A 19,212-nucleotide genomic window follows, 5' to 3' on the forward strand; every position below is an offset into this window, starting at 1 on the left:
TCTTCCATTTTCCACAGCTTTATTACTCGATTATTCTTGTTACTTTTTCAATACAATTTAAAGCTTGTATTTCTTTTAATATAGCTTCATCTATATTTTGATCGACTTCGATTGTCATTAATGCGAGCATGCCTTTTTCTTTTCGACTTACTTCCATATGACCAATATTGACTTCATATTCAGCTAATATATTGCTTACTTTTGCGATTGCACCAAAACGGTCATTATGAACAACTAAAATAGCTGGGTGATGACCGGATAATTTTAGCTGAAAACCATTTAATTCGGTAATTTCTATTTTTCCTCCACCTATTGAAATACCAACAAGCTCCATTTCACCTTGTTCATCACCTATGTGGACCCTTGCTGTATTTGGATGTTCTGGAATGGCGTTTTCTATATGAAAAGAAATATTCATGCCTTTTTCTTGTGCGATTTGCAGCGAGTTTTTAATTCTTTCATCGAATGTATCGTAGTCTAGCAATCCGCCGACTAAGGCAACGTCTGTTCCATGTCCTTTATAGGTTTCAGCAAAGGATCCATATAGATGGATATTTGCCCACTTCGGCTGCCTTTCGAACAGGCTTCTTGCTACTCTGCCAATTCTTGCAGCTCCAGCAGTATGCGAACTGGATGGTCCAATCATAACAGGGCCAATGATATCAAATACACTTTTATATTTCATCTGTATATACGCTCCTTTTTAATTGAGGTATCTATTTCGTTATATGTATAAAGACCCCCCCTAAAAAATGGTTTGGACTTTCTCAAATAGTCCGCAGCCAAAATACACTTCGCTATCCTGTGGGCGAGGGTCAGGCATCTATATACAGTAGATTCCTTCACATGAACGATGCATTAATCCTTTTTCTAATCACTATATTAGTATAAATTAAATGCAGGATATTGTTAAAAACAAAGTCTTTTCTTGCTAAATAAAAAAGATGGTCTACGTTCGCAGAGTAAAACGTTGACAAAAGCGAAGTTGCTGCTCTTTTTACAGATATTTCATTCAAATCATAAGGTTCAAAAAAACAAGCAATTTTCTTCCAACTGGTTCTTCTCTTTATTATTCCTTTTCTTTTCATCATACCATATGCCTTCTTCTTTTTACTCTTTTCTTTTTTAGGGTTTTATTGTTTATTATGCGCCTAAACGATAAAAAACTGTATGCCGTTATTTTAACAGCATACAGTCCTTTTATTGTATTATTTATTCTATTGAAAAAATAAAGGAGTATAATGGTTGTTTTCCATCATGTATTTCAACTTCGACATAATCAAATTCTTCATCAACAAAAGCAGCAAGAGCGTCAACCTCTTCAATAGAAGCATCTTCTCCTTTTATTATTGTCAGAATTTCTGCATCTTCATCAAGCATATTTGTTAATAATTTTTTTGCTGTTTCTAGCTTTTCTTTGCTTTTTACAACAATTTTTCCATCTGCAATACCCATAAAATCACCATTTTCAATTTGAAGGCCATCTATATTTGTATCTCGTACTGCAAAAGTTATTTGTCCTGTCTTCACATGCTCCATTGCTGCAGTCATGTTTTTGGCATTCCCCTCCATCTCACTAGAAGGATTAAAAGCTAAAAGTGCAGCCATGCCTTGTGGAACCGTTTTTGAAGGAATAACTTTAACATCTTCCCCCAGCACGTCAACAGCTTGTTCAGCTGCCATAATAATATTTTTGTTATTCGGCAGAATAAACACTTTTTTTGCATTAACCTTTTGAATCGCATTTACAATATCTTCTGTACTTGGATTCATCGTTTGCCCGCCTTCAATTACACTATGAGCACCAATGCTTCGGAAAAGATCAGCAATGCCACTTCCCATTGAAACGGTAACAATTCCGTATTCTCTTGCCTCTTCTTTTAAGGAAACAGGGGCTGCATCAAAGGATTCTTTTTCTGTACCTTCAACTAAGCTGCTATGCTGTTCCCGCATGTTTTCAATTTTCATCTTTACTAAGCTTCCATAATTCTGACCAAATGTTAATACTTCACCAGGCTGGTTCGAGTGGATATGTATTTTCACAACCTCGTCATCTGCAATTACCAATAACGAATCACCATATTTACTTAAGCTTTGTCTAAAATCCTCTTCAGAAAAAGGTTGATTTCCTAACTTTTCTTTTTCCAAACGAACCATAAACTCCGTACAGTAGCCAAATTCAATATCCTCTGTGTTGATATAGCTATGAACATTTTTATGATGTTCCGCATTGACAAGCTCATTCATTGATACAACTGCTTTTATTGCATCAGGGTGTTCTTCTCCTTTTAGCGTCGCAAGAAAACCTTCATAGACAAAAACAAGCCCTTGACCGCCGCTATCTACTACACCCACTTCTTTTAAAACTGGCAATAAATCTGGTGTTCTGTTTAATGATTCCTTCGCCTCTTTTACAACATCTTCCATAATAACAATAATATCTTCATTTTTTTCTGCTGATTGAACACCTTTTTTAGCAGCATCCTTTGCTACCGTTAAAATCGTTCCCTCTACAGGTTTCATTACTGCTTTATATGCAGTTTCAACTCCAAACTGTAAAGCGTTTGCAAATTCTTTTCCTGTGATGCTCTCTTTTTGCTCCATGAACTTTGAAAATCCACGAAATAATTGAGAAAGAATAACACCGGAATTCCCTCTTGCACCCATTAGTAGACCTCTTGAAAGAGACTGCCCTACTTTACCGATATGTGATTGAATATTATTTTGAACTTCCTTTGCACCTGATGTCATCGACAAATTCATATTTGTACCTGTATCACCATCTGGTACAGGAAAAACGTTCAACGCATCTACATATTTAGCATTAGAGGATAAATGGTTTGCTCCTTGGATAACCATTTCGGCAAAACGTTTTCCTTCTAAAACTGTAATTGACACTTTTCGTTTCCTCCTCACTACAAGTTCGTCACACGAACTCCTTGAACGTAAATATTTACCGAGTCAACAGCAAGTCCAACTGTCTTATTGAGTGTATATTTCACTTTTGATTGAACATTGTGTGCAACCTCGGAGATTTTCGTTCCATAACTAACGATTATATACATATCAATATGCACTTCTTCATTTACACTTCGAACAATTACTCCACGAGTAAAATTTTCTTTTCGTAAAATATCAGTCAAGCCGTCTTTAATTTGATTTTTAGACGCCATTCCAACAATGCCATAGCAGTCTATAGCAGCTCCACCTGCAATTGTTGCTATTACTTCTGTTGAAATATCTATTTGTCCGAAATTTGTTTTCAATTCAATGGACATGAGTTTTCCCCCTTTGGAATTGCTCTTTGACTACTGATATTTTACTATAACATAATATTTTTTGAAAGCGATAGTTAAGACAAGTGGCATAAACCTTATTATTTTTTGTTTTCCTCTATCGAAAAATACCTTTTTCTGCATAAATTTATCCTTTTCCTTTTTTGATTAGTCAAACTTTGCAGTTATAAATTCCTCTTCATGTATTAGCACTTGGTTTAGAGCAAGAAGAAAAGGGTGATTGATTCGTCTTTTTGGATGTTTTTTGCAAACATTATTCCTTATAAATAGGGGCATGCTTTCCGTGGGGGGTGCGATGAGCCTCCTGATATGAACGAAACTGTCAAGTCTCCCACTCTCCACTACTAGATAGGTTATTTTTGGGTAACTTTAAGAAGAGAAGCGATTTTAGGCTTCTTGACTGTTCGTGTATCGATGAGCCTTAGTGGCTACAAGTTTCCTTTTTTAGCTTACCAACCGAACTTCCTATCTTAGAATGGCTGTCAAGTGCTTTCCTTGACTGCCATTCTAAGATAGGAGATACTTTTTTAAGCTAAAGAAGAAATCGTGATATACTTATACTTCCTCCTTTCTGATTGATTAGAATAGATAGTAAGGACACGGCACGAAGGCAAAAATTTCATCCTGCGGTTAGCATTCTGATATTCGTGGGTTTTCACATTTTATCTTTCCGTATAAAGGTCTTTCCACTAACTCGGGACGTGCGTTAATCAACGAATGATATAGCACAGAGGAGGCACGTGGGTTATCCTTTCCGGTATTTCTCTTTGCCTTCGAGCCCTATTCTCATGTATCTATTTTTCTTTCTCTTCCTCTACTTTCTTTCGTTTGGTAACATTAATGTTTTGGAATTTCTTCTACTTCTTGCGTAATAGCCCAGATAAAGCCAGCTAATTCTCTAGCAACGGCAACAATTGCTTTATTACTTTCTTTTCCTCTAGATACTAATCGATAATATTTTTTATGCAGACGATTTTGCGCTTTCCAGGATATTGCTTGAATAGACGGTGATAAAGGTTCTAGTCGTTTTTTTAAATTTCCTTTTACGGCCGGCTGACGAAGATAACTCCAAGCCGACTCGATTAACAATCGGCGAACGTGACGATTTCCTGATTTGGTAATAGCTCCTTGTCGACGTCTTTCTCCACTTGAGAATTCACTTGGAATCAATCCTACATAAGCCATCATTTGCTTAGGATTTGGGAAACGTTTAAACGATCCAATTTCCGCCGCAAGACTTGTCGCTGTAACCAGTGCAACGCCTCTTAGTCCTTGTAAAGTTTGAATAATAGGGGCATGAACTCCTTCCAATGCCTGTATTTGCATTTCCTCTTCGAATCTTTTTACCCGCTGTTCCAACTCCTTTAATTGATGATAATATTCTTGAAAAACTAATTGTAAATTGGAATTGGAAAACTTTAACGTATCTAGCCAATCTCGATATTTTCTTGTCCATTTATTCACTCCAACAGGTGGATAAATATTATTCCGTAATAAAAACTTACTTAAACGATGCTTGGTTCTCAGCTCGTCTTCTTTCGCATCTTCTCGTGCTCGCACTAGATCTCGAAGTGCTTCATCTTCTGGAGTCGGAACATAAACAGAAGTTAATTCTCCTGCACGATATAACTGGGCAAGACGAATAGAGTCTCTACGGTCTGTTTTAATACGTTCTCCCGGTCTTTGTGGTATTAAAGATGGAGCAATCACTTCACAATGAATACCTAAAGCAGTTAGTAATCGATATAATGGATATCCCGTTGGACCCGCTTCATAACAAACTCTTAAAGTACTTGGCTCTCCTAGTTTTTTCATTAACTTTTTAATCGCTTCAGGTGTATGAACAATCATTCCATAATATCTTGGTTCTTCTCTACCTTCTTCTGCAATAGCAACGGCAATTTTTTCTTTTGATACGTCTAAACCTACAAATTTTGTGGTATCCTTCATAATAGAACTAGCTCCTTCCGTAATGTAGCACTGATTTGGTTTTTTTGTTTTTAGTTCATAAACATTATTGCCAAATTAACCTACGAAATTACGAGTATGGGGCTAGTTTCGTTCATTATAACTCGGCGCAAGCGCCTGCTTAGGTCTCATCTAACCCGCTAATCCCACAGGAGTCTCGCACCTTTCACGTCAATCAAGCCGTTTTGATTCATTAGTTGCTGTCGTTGAATTGGTGAAAACATCCATCTTAAAAGTACACATTTTGGGAGAACAACGTTGAATAAACACAAAAAAATCAACTCAAAAAGGCAAAATAAATTTGTATGTCAAGGAAATTTTCTTGAAAGCTTTGATTACACTATTGCAATCAAGATAGTTGTGTGATAAATTATTAAAGTATCTTTAATGAGGACTATTTCACGTATTTCTCAAAGTTAATTGCTAATGATGAATTTTAAAAACTCGTAATAAGGGTTTTGGTTATAAGGAGGGAAATATTCATGCCACGTAAATGTGTTGTAACTGGTAAAAAAACAACTACAGGTAATGCTCGTTCCCATGCGATGAACGCTAACAAGCGTACTTGGGGAGCAAACCTTCAAAAGGTTCGTATTCTAGTAGACGGTAAACCTAAACGTGTTTGGGTTTCTGCAAGAGCTCTTAAATCTGGTAAAGTTGAACGCGTATAATTAATACGTTAACGCCTCGATCAACTTTCATGTTTATGTAGTGTTTATTCTACATAAATTTATAATAACAATAGTAGGCGATTTGCTAATAGTATTAGCATTTAAAAAAAGGACATAATTTATGTCCCTTTTTTTATTTTTGCCTTTTTTCACTCATATTCCTCCAAGAGGTCGAAACAAGATAAGTTTTCTTGCAGCTGTCCTCCCACATTCTTGGACTTGCGATTTATCAGTCCTTAGTTAAAGTGTTATATCATTACCGAGAGATTCCTGTGCGTTTGGGCAGGAATCCTCCGGTAATCGTTCGCTTGCCTCAGAAAATTAACTGATTATCCTTTTTTGTATTTATGTTTAAAGTACGATAATTTCTTATGTTGGCGTTTTTTATAGACAAAAACAAGGGAAAGCCTTAAGTCTTCCCCTCTTGCGAAACAATATAAAAGGTTGTCTTTGTAAAAAAGGCATGTTTATTTCATGCCTTTATTCTTTTTTAAATGTTCCTAACATCGCTCGGACAAGTCCTCCTAAAAATTTCGGCAATTTTATAGTATAAAATCTCATGAATACTGTCCCTCCTTAACGCTCCAATATTAAATCAGTAACACCATTAACATCCTATTCAAAAACAAAAAATTAGTACTTTTATTTAATGACTTAATCATGACTCCTTACTATCATTAATATGCCTTTAGTAAAAGAAAAAGTACCATATTCACTAATAAGTTCATTACTAATACATAGTGTACTGCTAACTGGAATAGTGTAGTCCTTTAAAGGATATTTAAAACCCTCTAATGTTAGACCTACAATATTTGTACTGTACGGAAAGAATGAAACGTACCGATAGTTCTCTTCTCTTTTTAATGTATATTGACCTTCTTTAACTACATATACAATATTTTGATTGTCAATTATTTCAATATGTATTTGCTGTTTCTCCAATATTTTTTTTAATAATAATTGAATATTAGCTATAGTATGATCAAGTCTTCCCCCAGTTGCTCCAAACATACGAATTGTATTTGGCTGCTTTTCAACAGCCCAATTAAGAGCCAACTCCATATCTGTTTCATCTTTTTCTGGGCTGAATTTTTTAATAGTGGATGAATGCTGCAATATTTCCGCCAATTCTTTTTCATTGACTGAATCAAAGTCACCAAATGCTGCATTTACCGGAATATCCCGATTTAATAAGTATAAAACTCCTCTGTCCACCCCAATCCAAATGGAATCGATTCCCATATAATCGGATAAATCCGGAATATAATTTTGTGGTCCTCCTGCCATTATATGAATATCCAATTCTCTTCCCCCTTTATCTATTTTTTCATTCTGTACTATTTTTACAAAAAAAAGAGCATTTTATATGAATGCTCAAAACGTCAATAAATAAGAATGCAAAACCTCATGCTGTTCTAAAATAAGCAACAGCCTCCATTATTTTCTCACATGCCTTATTTAATATCTTGGTTTTCTGTCTCTTATTTCTTGCAAAAAGTCTTTATAATGCTCGTACCGATAGTTCGAAATATTCCCTGCTTCTATCTCTGCTTTTACTGCACATTTTGGTTCTGAAAGATGCAAACAGCCTCTAAATTTGCATTTTTCACTTGCTTTCTCTATTTCAGGGAAGCAATAATTTAAATCTTCCGCTTCTAAGTCCGTAAATTCTAACGAACTAAATCCTGGGGTATCAGCAACTAAACCATCTCCAATCGAGATAAGCTCCACATGACGTGTAGTATGTTTTCCTCTTCCAAGATGGTTTGATATTTCATCTGTTTTTAATTCCAAATCCGGACGTATCGCATTAAGCAAAGAAGATTTCCCAACACCTGATTGACCTGCAAACACAGAAATCTTCCCATTTAAATAGGGAGCAAATAATTGTATACCTTCTTCTGTTTCCGATGAAGTAAGAAGAACAGAATAACCGATTTTTTCATAATTAGCTGCATAATTTTTCATCTCTTCAACCTGTTTTTGTGAGGTTAAATCCATTTTCGTAATACAAATAATTGGTCTAATTCGATTGTATTCTACCAATACAAGAAACCTATCCAATAGTGCTGTACTAAAATCAGGCTCCACACTTGAAAAAACAAGAATCGCTTGATCGACATTGGCAATTGGCGGTCTTACCAATTCATTTTTTCGTTCTTTCACTTCCATTATATAACCATCTGTTTTGTTTTCTGCTTGAAAAACAACTTCATCTCCTACTAACGGAGAAACTTTATTTTTCCGAAACACGCCACGACCTCGGCATTGTGTCACAACTTCATCGCTTAAAACATAATAAAATCCACTTAACGCTTTAATAATCTTGCCTTCAGGCATAAAATATACGCTCCTTAATCAGGATATGGGACGACATGATCAAGAATGACACTTGTGTCTCTAATCACTTTGTACCCTGCCTTATCATCCTTTGAAACTCTTAATGTTATCGTCTTTTTCGTTGTTTCCTTAATCGTAAATGTATCATACGGTTCCGTCATGCTATGATCTAAATCTTGCACGTATACAATCACTTCTTGCGGCTCGCCCTCTTCTGCAGGCTCATAGGGAATTGTAATCTCTTCGGTTACTTCTTTTGTTGGAATTGTTTCTGTACCTTTTGAAAGAGTAACAGAAAGACTAGAGCCTACCCTCACATTTAAACCAGCTTCTGGTGATTGGGCAACAACCTTTCCTTCATCCACTGTATCACTGTATGCTTCTTTAAAATCTACAGAAAGTCCAACAGAATTCACATATTCATTCACGTCTTTTTTACTATAACCAATTAAGTCTTGTAATTTAACAAACTGAGCGCCTTTGCTGATCGTAAACTCAATGTCTGCATCTTCAGGGACCACTTCATCCCCTTCTAAAAAACTTTGTGAAAGAATCGTTCCAGAAGGCTGATTTTCATCAAACTGCTCTATCTTATTAATATTTTTAAAGCCTTCTTTTTCAAGTTTGTTGACAACGTCTTCATACTGCTGTCCTTTATAATCTCCCAGTTCAAATTTCTCTTTGCCGGTACTTTGGTAAATATCGATTTCCGTACCTTTTTTAACCTCTCTACCGGCTTTTGGACTTGTTCGAATAACGGCTCCTTCTTTTACCTCTTCATCCATTAAAGGAATTGTTTCCCCTATTACAAAACCAGATGACTCTAATTCTGATATTGCTTCTTCTATTTCAGTTCCAGTCACATCAGGAATGGTTACATCTTTAGGAATCAGAAAATCCGGCAGTACGAAAACAACAAAAGCAGCAGCTACTAATAGAAATAGAAAAGCAGAAATCAATATAATCGGTAGTTTTTTACTTTTCTTTTTTGGCTTCTTTGTCTCTTCTGTTTTGTTTGGAGCTTCTTGTTTATACTCTTTTTTCTTCTTTTCATCTTTGCCATGAATAATTGTTTCATCAAGATTAGGATAAGACCGCTCATTCGTTATAATGGGAATGGCTTTAGTTGCTTCCTCGTCTACTGGCGCAAAAAATTTCGGTTCATTTCCTCTTTCAGGATTAAGTGCTGTCCGTAAATCATCTTCCATTTCTTCTGCACTTGCATAGCGGTGAAAAGAATCTTTAGCAGTAGCTTTTAACACAATATTTTCTACACTTTGGGGAATTTCTTCATTCCATCTTCTTACGCTTGGAGTCTCTGACTGCAAATGCTTTAATGCAATAGACACCGCTGATTCCCCGGAGAACGGAAGCCTCCCTGTTAATAATTCAAACATCACAATTCCGAGTGAATATATATCTGATTTTTTATTGGCCATGCCGCCACGGGCTTGTTCTGGTGATAGATAATGTACAGAGCCAAGTACAGAATTCGTTTGCGTAATGCTTGTTGCACTTAACGCCATCGCAATGCCAAAATCTGTTATTTTTACATTTCCCTGCTTATCCACTAAAATATTATGTGGTTTAATGTCTCGATGAATAATATTATTTTGATGGGCATGAGAAATAGCAGATGTTAATTGCTTCATTATTTCAATTGCCGTTTCCACAGGAACGGGAGAATGTTTTTGTATGTATTGTTTTAATGTATAACCATCTACATATTCCATTACAATATAATAAATGGAGCCTTCTTCTCCAACATCATAAATACTGACAATATTAGGATGGGTTAAACTGGTAGCCGACTGTGCTTCTCGATGGAATCGTCTAACAAATTCATCATCATTGACATAATCAAGACGAAGCATTTTCACCGCAACATCACGATCAAGAATCATATCATGAGCCAGGTAGACGTTTGCCATTCCACCTCCACCAACCATATCTATTACTTTATATCGACCACTTATCCTTTTGCCGATCATCATTGCTCTTCACCTGCTTGATTTCCCGTGAAATATTCTAAAATAACAACGGTAATATTATCTTCTCCGCCATTTTCATTTGCAGTATGAATTAAAGTAGCCGCCTTTGTTTCAAGAGAATTGTCTTGCTTCAGAACCTCTATTAACTGATCATCTGTCACCTTGTTTGATAAACCATCCGAGCAAATTAACATAACATCGCCTTGTTCAAACATAATGGTAATAATATCAATCACTAAGTTTTCATCTGTCCCTAAAGCTCTTAATACCACGTTTTTTCGAGGATGATGTTCAGCATCCTCCTTGGAAATTTGCCCCATTCTAACCAATTCATTTACTAATGAATGATCTTCTGTCATTTGTTTAAAACCATCTTCATTATATAAATAACAACGACTGTCCCCAACATGTGCAATGGTAGAAAAATTTTCGGTACTAATAACGGCAATAATCGTCGTTCCCATGCCTTCACATTCTGGATGTGTGAGCGCATATTGTAAAACAAATTGATTCACTTGAAGAATATTCGTTTGCAACCAACTTTCCGCTTCATCCGCAGTCATAATGGCTTCATTTTCTATCCAAAGATCAGTCAATTTTTCAACCGTTAACCTGCTTGCCACATCACCTGCACGGTGACCGCCCATGCCATCTGCTACGATGGCAAGGCGTTGACCGCTTTTATTAAAGACTATAGCTCCACTATCCTCATTATGCTGGCGAACTTTTCCTTTATCTGTCATAAAAATTTCTTTCACTGGTTGTCACCTCGTCTCTTCTTGTCGCTCCTTCGCACGCAGCTGTCCACAAGCAGCATCAATATCGGAGCCTTGCTCTCTTCGAATGGTTACATTTACTCCATGTTTTTTTAATGTTTTTTCAAATAAAAAGATTTGATCCTTTGGTGTACGTACATAATCTCTTTCAGGAACATAGTTAACAGGAATTAGATTAATATGACATTTAATCCCTTTTACAAGTTTAGCCAATTCTTCTGCATGTTCTACTTGATCATTTACATTTCCAAATAATCCATACTCAAAACTTACTCTTCGTCCAGTCTTTTCCACATAATAACGAATGGATTCCATTAACTGTGGCAGTTTATACGCTCTGTTGATTGGCATTAATCGACTTCTTAGCTCTGTATTAGGAGCGTGCAGGGAAACTGCAAAATTAATTTGCATATTTTGATCAGCAAATTCATAAATTTTTGGTACAATTCCACTAGTTGAAACAGTGATATGTCTTGCACCAATATTTAAAGCTTGATCATGGTTGATAATTTTTAAGAAGCTCAGCATATTTGCAAAATTATCAAAAGGTTCACCAATCCCCATAATAACTACAGAACTTACACGCTCATCTAATTTATCAAGTGCCTGTTGTACATTTACTACTTGCGCAACAATTTCTCCTGCTTCTAAATTTCTTTTTAATCCTCCAAGGGTAGATGCACAGAATGTACAGCCGATTCTGCAGCCAACTTGTGTCGTTACACATACAGAATTGCCATATTCATGTCTCATTAAAACCGTTTCAATCGAATATCCGTCATGAAGTTCAAATAAAAATTTAATGGTGCCGTCATTGGACGTTTGTTCAATAAGTGTTTTTAGTGTCGTAATCGTAAAATGCTCTGTTAATAATTGACGCAGCCTTTTTGAAAGATTCGACATTTCTTCAAAACTAGTTACCCTTTTTTTATAAAGCCATTCAAAAATTTGATCTGCTCTGAATGCTTGTTCTTTGTTTTCTTTTAACCATTCTTTTACCTCGTGTAATTCTAAAGAGTAAATGGATGGCAACATATCTGGAGTTGTTTGTTTCTTTGTTGTTTTTATCTGTTCCATTTTTACACCTGCTTTCTTAATGCGGCAATATAAAAGCCGTCTGATCCGAAATATTGTGGCAATACTTGCAATTCATGTTCTTTTACGTATGGGCGGACACTCTCTGGCATGCGTTCTACTAACGTCGTATCTTGATAAAAGTCCGAATTCTGTTCTAAAAAACGGACAGCTACCTCTTCGTTTTCGTTTGCATCAACTGTACAAGTACTGTATATTAATAATCCGCCTTTTTTTAGTAATGGACTCATCTTTTCTAGTAACTGAAGTTGAATCGTGTGCAATCGTTCAATGTCTTTTTCCGCTTTTGTATATTTAATATCTGGCTTTCTTCTCATAACTCCAAAACCAGAGCATGGCGCATCAATTAGAATTCGATCAAATGAACCTTCTTCCAGCACTTCATCCAGCTTTCTTGAATCCATTACTTTTGTTTCTATCGTATCAAGCTCTAATCTATCCGCATTTTGACGGATAAGCTTCACTTTATGCTCATGAAGATCTACTGATAGTACTTGTCCTTTATTATTCATTTTCTCAGCAATATGAGTTGATTTCCCACCTGGTGCCGCACAAGCGTCTAGTACCGTTAGTGGTTCTTTCAAATCCAACGCATAAGCTACAAGCATGGAACTTTCATCTTGAATGGTTACTAATCCCTTTTGAAATGAAGATGAATTTGCTAAATTACCTTTTACACAATGGATGCCTTCTGGAACAACATCGCTTGCTACTACTTGGTAGCCTTCTTTCTCTAGCTGAGATAAACACTCTTCTCTAGATATTTTCGTAGTATTTACCCTAGCTGTTTGCGTAGGAGCCACTAAGTTTAGTTCACACATTTTACGTGTTTCTTCTAACCCAAGCTGATCCACCCATCTTTTTACTAACCATTGTGGATGGCTTGTTTCCACTGCTAATTTTTCGATAGGATCCTTTATGGTCTCTAACGATGGTACCCCTTGCCTTTGAATGCTTCTTAAAACGGCATTAACTAAACCAGCAATTCCTTTATGTCCCCGTTTTTTCGCTATTTCAACTGCTTCATGAATAGCAGCATGATCCGGAACACGATCTAAATAAAGAATTTGGTATAACGTTAATTGCAGTAAAGTAACTACCCAGCTTTGCATTTTATGGCTATTTTTTAAAAAAGGCTGCAAATAATACGTTAACGTCATTTTTCGCTGCAATGTGCCATACACCATTTCTGTTAAGAGTCCGATATCTTTTACTGGCACTTGATTTTTTTTGATACTTGTATTTAATAAAAGATTGCTGTAAGCCTGATTATTATTAATTGTTTCTATTATATCCAACGCTGTTTCGCGAACATTTTTTTTACTAGTCATTTTCTGCTCCTAATACTTCACCTATTGCCATTTTTGCACCTGCACCGCGTAAAAATACTTCTGCTAGCATTTTCTTTTTACCTGCTGGCTGAAGCTCTGTTATTTTGATGGATGTTGTACTGCCTGTTGAAACAATCAGGCCGTCTTTTAGAATATCGCTAATCGTCCCAGGAGCTGCTTGTGAAGATGCGTTCACCTTTTGTGCACTCCATATTTTCATTACTTCATTTTGGTATGTGGTAAATGCAACTGGCCATGGGTTCATGCCACGAATTTTATTATAAATCTCTTCGCCTGATAATGCCCAATGGATTTTTTCATCTGAACGTTTAATATTCGAAGCAAAGGTTGCTTCGTTATCATTTTGAGCGATAGGCGTAATCTCCCCAGCCAAAAGCTTCGGCAATGTATTGGAGAGAAGCTCGCTGCCTGCTGCGCTGAGTTTATCATGCAGCGTTCCAACTGTATCTTCTTCTGCTATCGGTACTTCCACTTGTGTTAAAATATCGCCAGCATCCAATTTTTCTGCCATATACATAATCGTAATCCCGGTCTTTTCTTTTCCTTGAATGATACTATAATGAATAGGTGCACCGCCTCTTAATTCTGGAAGCAAGGATGCATGCACATTAATACAACCATACTTTGGTGCGTTCAATAATTCGTTGGGCAAAATTTGTCCAAAAGCTGCTGTTACAATCAAATCCGGTTCTAAAGCAATAATTGCTGCCAACTCTTCTGACTGGCGAATTTTTTCCGGCTGATATACCGGAATATGATGCTTTATCGCTTCTACTTTTACTGGCGGCGGTGTTAATGTTCTTTTTCTCCCGACAGGACGGTCTGGCTGTGTCACAGCAGCAATGACTTGATAGCCATCCTCTAAAAGCTGCTGCAGCACCGGCACAGAAAAATCCGGTGTTCCCATGAATACAATTTTCGTCATTCAGATTCCACTCCTTCTAACTCATCTTCCTCTAAATAGCGCGTAATTTTTGTAGTAAAAAGCACTCCATCTAAATGATCCATTTCATGTAGAATCGCTCTTGCTAAAAAGTCCTCTGCTTCTATATAATAAGCTTTTCCTTTTCTATCCTGAGCCTTTACTTTAATAGAAAATGGACGATTTACTTCTCCATATACTCCTGGAAAACTTAAGCAGCCCTCTGGTCCTACTTGTTCGCCATCTGCTTCCATTAATACTGGGTTAATTAATTCAATTGTTCCCATATCATCATCTATATCAACAATTGCAATTCTTTTTCCTATTCCTATTTGCGGTGCCGCAAGTCCCACACCATCAAACTCAATCATCGTATCATACATATCATTTAATAGTTTTGCTAATTTTTTATCAAATACAGTAACTGTTTCACACGAACGTTCTAATATTTCTGCTGGAAACAGTACAATCTGTTTTACTGCCACTTCTTTTCCTCCAAACATCATTCTGCCTAATATTTAATGCAACGGTATATTCTATACTATTTACTGATATAACACAAGTAAGATTGACGTATAAAAGGTTTTCTTCCTAACCTTTTATCGTACATTCTTTTGTTCTAATGAAAATCGCTGTACCATTACATCAGAATATAAGGGTTAACATCAATCGAAATTTGTAAACCATTTGTGCTTATTTCGCCTTGATAATGATCCAACACTGTTTTAAGCACCTTCTTTAAGTTAGGTTCCTGTTTGTATTTTATCAGACACTGATACCGATATCTATTTTTTATTCTGGAAATAGGGGAAGCAACTGGTCCTAATACGACCGTTTTCGGAGAGAGCTTTTGTCTTACAACTTGTGAAATTTGTTCCGTTACCGAAACGACTTTCATTAATTGTTCATGACTAACTGTTATAAGTGTAATATAGTAATAAGGCGGGTAGGCGTGGTTCTTTCTTATCATCATTTCACTTTGATAAAAGACGTCATAATTTTGATGACTAGCAAGCTCAATGCTGTAATGCTCTGGAGTATACGTTTGAAAAATAACCTCTCCTTCTAACTCATGCCTTCCAGCTCGCCCACTCACTTGCGTTAAAAGCTGAAATGTTTTTTCAGATGAACGAAAATCCGGCAAATGAAGCATTGTATCCGCTGATAATACACCGACAAGCGTAATTCTTGGAAAATCCAGTCCTTTAGCAATCATTTGTGTGCCTAAAAGAATGTCTGCATTGCCTTCTTGAAACTGTTTTAATAATTTTTCATGTGATCCTTTTCGGCTCGTTGTATCCACATCCATACGAATAACACTGGCTTCCGGCATAATCTTTGCCAATTCCTCTTCTACCTTTTGTGTTCCTGTTCCAAAATACCGAATATGTTCACTGCTACATTCCGGGCAATTATTTGGCACCGTTTCTTCATATCCACAATAATGACATTTCATCTGATGATTATATTGATGATAGGTTAAGCTAATATCACAGTGAGGACATTTCACCACATAACCGCAATCACGGCACATAACAAAGGAGGAATGCCCCCGTTTATTTAAAAACAAAACAGTCTGCTCTTTTTTTTCGATTCTATCTTTTAGCTTCTCCAACAAAACTCTCGAAAACATTGATCGATTGCCTTCTCGGAGCTCTTCCCTCATATCAACAATTTCCACTTCCGGTAAAGGATTGTTATTCATTCTCTTTTCCAAAGTTAATAAAGTAAACACCTCTTTTTGCGCACGGGCAAAGCTTTCTAAAGAAGGTGTAGCGCTGCCGAGAATAACTGGACATTGATGGGTTAACCCTCTTTTGATGGCAACATCCTTCGCATGATACTTTGGATTTTCTTCTTGCTTATAGGTCATTTCATGTTCTTCATCAATAATAATAATCCCTAAATTTTCAAATGGTGCAAAAATCGCCGATCTTGCTCCTACTACTACTTTCACTTCTTTTCGCTGTATTTTTCTCCATTCATCATACTTTTCACCAACTGAAAGACCACTATGGAGAACAGCTACTTTATCACCAAATCTTCCTTTGAAGCGATGGACCATCTGTGGTGTCAAGGCAATTTCAGGTACTAATACAATTGCTTCTTGGTCTTTTTTTAATACTTTATCAATGGATTGAAGATATACCTCTGTTTTACCGCTGCCTGTCACTCCATACAATAAAAATACTTCATGTGTATCATTTTCAATGCTTTGATGAATCGGTTCGATTGCCAGCTGTTGTTCTTTTGTTAAAGGCAGAGGAAATGTTCTGGCAAACTCTCTTTCCTTATAAGGATCCCGGTACATTTCTACTGACTTTTCAGCAAGGATTCCTTTATCCACTAATCCTTTTATTACAGCAGTGGATATTTTCAACTGACTTATTAATCGTTTTTGTTCAATAGACTCCTTGTTTTGCATAAAATAATGGATTACTTGCTGTTGCTTCGCTGCCTGCTTGTTTAATGCTTCCGATGCTTCTTTTAGCTGCGCGCAGGTTAATAGCGAATAAATATGTTTTACTTTCTTTTTATTTGCACGCGACTGTACTTCATAAACGACTTCGAGGTTCCCTTTTTTCACTTCTTTTTGTATCGATGTAAGAGAGGTAGTTTTTATTGCTTCTTCCCATAACACCTCTCTCTTTCCAGCAAATAAGGGATGCAGACTTTCTGTTAATTCATTTAGGTCAAGTTCAGCTAGTAATTTTATTTTCCGCTGATACTTTGCTTTTAAAGCAGGAGGCAGCATGGCTTGAAAGGCAGAAATTTTATAACAAAGCGTTTGTTCTGACAACCAATCAGCTAAATGAAGCAATTCATTATTTAATACAGGAACAAGGTCCATCGGTTCGCTGATTTTTTTTAATGAAGGAAAGGAAGACTCTGGATGAATTTCTTCTACAAACCCTTGTACCTTTCTTGGTCCAAACGGCACAATCACTCGCATACCCGGCTGAATGACATTTTCTAAATGGGCAGGTATAAGATAATCAAATGGTCTATCTGTTTGTTTAGCAGGCACATCTACAATAACTTTAGCAACCGTCATTTCCTACCATCTTCTTTCAATATAAAAGCTTGTTCTAATAAATGAATGGCGACATGATCTTTTGTTAATAATGGCCATTCTTTTTGTTCCCCGTTTTTCAAATAAAAAGTAACTCGGTTTGTATCTGTTCCAAAACCTGAGTCTTTACTATTTACATTATTCGCCACAATCATATCAGCATTTTTTCTTTTTAGTTTATCTTTTGCATATTCTTCCATATTTTGCGTTTCCGCTGCAAATCCAATTAATACTTGGCTTGTTTTTCTTTGTCCTAATTCGGCAAGAATATCTTTTGTTCTTGTAAACTCCATTATTTCCGATCCTTGCTGCTTTTTTACTTTATGATCATATGTTTTTACAGGTTTATAGTCACTGACGGCGGCTGTTTTTATTATAATATCAGCTTTCTTACTATTCTCCATTACTGCCTCATACATTTCACCCGCACTTTCGACCGCGATCACCTTTGCTCCTTTTGGCGGCGTTATATTCGTCGGACCTGTTACAAGAACAACATCCGCTCCAAATTTCAACGCCTGCTTGGCAATACTATATCCCATTTTTCCTGTGGAATGATTAGAAATAAACCGAACTGGATCAATCTTCTCTCTGGTTGGACCTGCCGTAACCAATACGGTCGTATTTTGTAAAAATTGTTTCTTTCCAGTAAAGTGCTCTTCCATATGTTCAATGATTATTTCCGGCTCTTCTAATCTACCTTTTCCAATATAACCGCAGGCAAGATACCCTTCACTCGGGTTAATAAAACGGTATCCGTACTCATATAAGGTTTGAATATTTTTTTGTACAGCAGGATGATCATACATATGAACATTCATTGCCGGTGCAATCCATACATCAGCAGTTGCTGCAAGTAGTGTTGTTGTTACCATATTATCTGCAATTCCATTTGCAAGCTTTCCTATCGTATTGGCTGTTGCAGGAGCGACAAGAATCAAATCCGCCCAGTCTGCTAAATCAATATGGGCAATCACTTTTGCATCTTTTTCATCAAATGTATCTGTATATACTTCATTTTTAGAGAGTGCTTTAAACGTCAGTGGTGCGACAAACTCTGTTGCTGCTTCAGACATTATTACTTTAACAATCGCACCCTTCTGCGTTAATTTACTTGTTAATGCACACATTTTATATACAGCAATTCCACCTGTTATACATAACAAGATCTTTTTCCCCTTTAACATCATGTTCCCCCATTTCTACAAAATTCGCTGTCTTTATTATGCAAGAAAAACAAAGAATTTTCACCTATTAAATAAGAAAAAGCTCGGATCTCCCAGCTCATCAACGTCATTCAAATGCTCTATCCGATTAAAAACCCCCCCTCTTACTTTTGTAAAAGCAGATGATTAAAAATTAAGTCAGCCAAAATCCAAGCAACCAAGGAATTTTCATTGGATTTTTTCGGGCTCGACACCCGCACCATGGCACATGAAAAGCACCAGCTTTCCGTTTTTTTGATCTGAGTTTGATTCAAGGAGCAGTCAGAATACACGAAGACTCCTGTAGGAATTGCGAGACAGGTGAGACCCCGCAGAGCTTGCTCCGAGGAGGCTCACCGCTCGCCCCATGGAAAGCGAAGTGTATTCTGACTGCGGACTAAATCGAGAAAGCCAACGCCTTTTTTCAGGAAGCCTTAAAAATAAAAAATTAGACAAAAGACCGTTTACCTTCATAAAAAAAGACTGATCAAGAATGAGAAATTCCCCTTCCGATTCAGCCTTC

At 36.6% G+C, this 19,212-nt stretch carries 16 protein-coding genes; 1 reads left to right on the top strand and 15 read right to left on the bottom strand.

Annotated elements, in window-relative coordinates; translation table 11 throughout:
- Positions 1-22: 22 nt before the first annotated feature.
- The 4 genes from sdaAB to AC5LWL_RS15025 all read right to left on the bottom strand — a co-directional run bounded on the left by sdaAB (position 23) and on the right by AC5LWL_RS15025 (position 5,246).
- Positions 23-685 (bottom strand): L-serine ammonia-lyase, iron-sulfur-dependent subunit beta, encoded by a 663-nt coding sequence (gene sdaAB / locus AC5LWL_RS15010; protein WP_493435059.1) that lies wholly within the window; start codon positions 683-685, stop codon positions 23-25.
- A 527-nt stretch (positions 686-1,212) separates the two neighbouring features.
- Positions 1,213-2,898, bottom strand: a complete 1,686-nt coding sequence (locus AC5LWL_RS15015; protein ID WP_493435060.1) for a DAK2 domain-containing protein — start codon at positions 2,896-2,898, stop codon at positions 1,213-1,215.
- Between the two features lie 17 nt (positions 2,899-2,915).
- Positions 2,916-3,278, bottom strand: coding sequence for an Asp23/Gls24 family envelope stress response protein (locus AC5LWL_RS15020; protein WP_493435061.1), 363 nt, complete (start codon positions 3,276-3,278; stop codon positions 2,916-2,918).
- Between the two features lie 855 nt (positions 3,279-4,133).
- Positions 4,134-5,246: an IS110 family RNA-guided transposase gene (locus AC5LWL_RS15025; RefSeq protein ID WP_493432749.1), complete on the bottom strand. Its 1,113-nt coding sequence runs from the start codon at positions 5,244-5,246 to the stop codon at positions 4,134-4,136.
- A gap of 500 nt (positions 5,247-5,746) precedes the next feature.
- Here AC5LWL_RS15025 and rpmB point away from each other — a divergent pair, with 500 nt between their 5' ends.
- The gene (rpmB, locus tag AC5LWL_RS15030) at positions 5,747-5,935 is read left to right on the top strand and encodes a 50S ribosomal protein L28 (protein WP_066393509.1); all 189 of its coding nucleotides are present in this window, start codon (positions 5,747-5,749) and stop codon (positions 5,933-5,935) included.
- 480 nt (positions 5,936-6,415) lie between these two features.
- On the opposite strand, the gene spoVM is transcribed toward rpmB, so the two are convergent.
- The 11 genes from spoVM to coaBC all read right to left on the bottom strand — a co-directional run bounded on the left by spoVM (position 6,416) and on the right by coaBC (position 18,671).
- Positions 6,416-6,496: a stage V sporulation protein SpoVM gene (spoVM, locus tag AC5LWL_RS15035; protein WP_032088878.1), complete on the bottom strand. Its 81-nt coding sequence runs from the start codon at positions 6,494-6,496 to the stop codon at positions 6,416-6,418.
- A gap of 93 nt (positions 6,497-6,589) precedes the next feature.
- Entirely contained in the window at positions 6,590-7,237 is a 648-nt protein-coding gene (locus AC5LWL_RS15040) for a thiamine diphosphokinase (RefSeq protein ID WP_493435062.1), read from the bottom strand.
- Positions 7,238-7,393: 156 nt separating this feature from the next.
- Entirely contained in the window at positions 7,394-8,275 is an 882-nt protein-coding gene (gene rsgA, locus AC5LWL_RS15045) for a ribosome small subunit-dependent GTPase A (protein ID WP_493435063.1), read from the bottom strand.
- Positions 8,276-8,289: 14 nt separating this feature from the next.
- Entirely contained in the window at positions 8,290-10,269 is a 1,980-nt protein-coding gene (gene pknB, locus AC5LWL_RS15050) for a Stk1 family PASTA domain-containing Ser/Thr kinase (RefSeq protein ID WP_493435064.1), read from the bottom strand.
- The gene (locus tag AC5LWL_RS15055) at positions 10,266-11,024 is read right to left on the bottom strand and encodes a Stp1/IreP family PP2C-type Ser/Thr phosphatase (RefSeq protein WP_493435065.1); all 759 of its coding nucleotides are present in this window, start codon (positions 11,022-11,024) and stop codon (positions 10,266-10,268) included. Before AC5LWL_RS15055 ends, pknB begins: the two co-directional genes overlap by 4 nt.
- A gap of 6 nt (positions 11,025-11,030) precedes the next feature.
- Positions 11,031-12,119 (bottom strand): dual-specificity RNA methyltransferase RlmN, encoded by a 1,089-nt coding sequence (gene rlmN / locus AC5LWL_RS15060; RefSeq protein WP_493435066.1) that lies wholly within the window; start codon positions 12,117-12,119, stop codon positions 11,031-11,033.
- A gap of 2 nt (positions 12,120-12,121) precedes the next feature.
- Positions 12,122-13,468, bottom strand: coding sequence for a 16S rRNA (cytosine(967)-C(5))-methyltransferase RsmB (gene rsmB / locus AC5LWL_RS15065; protein WP_493435067.1), 1,347 nt, complete (start codon positions 13,466-13,468; stop codon positions 12,122-12,124).
- Entirely contained in the window at positions 13,461-14,414 is a 954-nt protein-coding gene (gene fmt / locus AC5LWL_RS15070; protein WP_493435068.1) for a methionyl-tRNA formyltransferase, read from the bottom strand. The genes rsmB and fmt overlap by 8 nt, the downstream gene beginning before the upstream one ends.
- On the bottom strand, positions 14,411-14,896 hold the full coding sequence (gene def, locus AC5LWL_RS15075; RefSeq protein ID WP_493435069.1) for a peptide deformylase: 486 nt from the start codon (positions 14,894-14,896) through the stop codon (positions 14,411-14,413). The genes fmt and def overlap by 4 nt, the downstream gene beginning before the upstream one ends.
- Before the next feature lie 155 nt (positions 14,897-15,051).
- Positions 15,052-17,466, bottom strand: coding sequence for a primosomal protein N' (priA, locus tag AC5LWL_RS15080; protein WP_493435070.1), 2,415 nt, complete (start codon positions 17,464-17,466; stop codon positions 15,052-15,054).
- A complete protein-coding gene (gene coaBC, locus AC5LWL_RS15085) occupies positions 17,463-18,671 on the bottom strand; it encodes a bifunctional phosphopantothenoylcysteine decarboxylase/phosphopantothenate--cysteine ligase CoaBC (protein WP_493435071.1) in 1,209 nt (402 codons plus the stop codon). Before coaBC ends, priA begins: the two co-directional genes overlap by 4 nt.
- Positions 18,672-19,212: the final 541 nt, after the last annotated feature.

This window comes from Niallia sp. WK069_GA_01 (genome assembly GCF_983173855.1).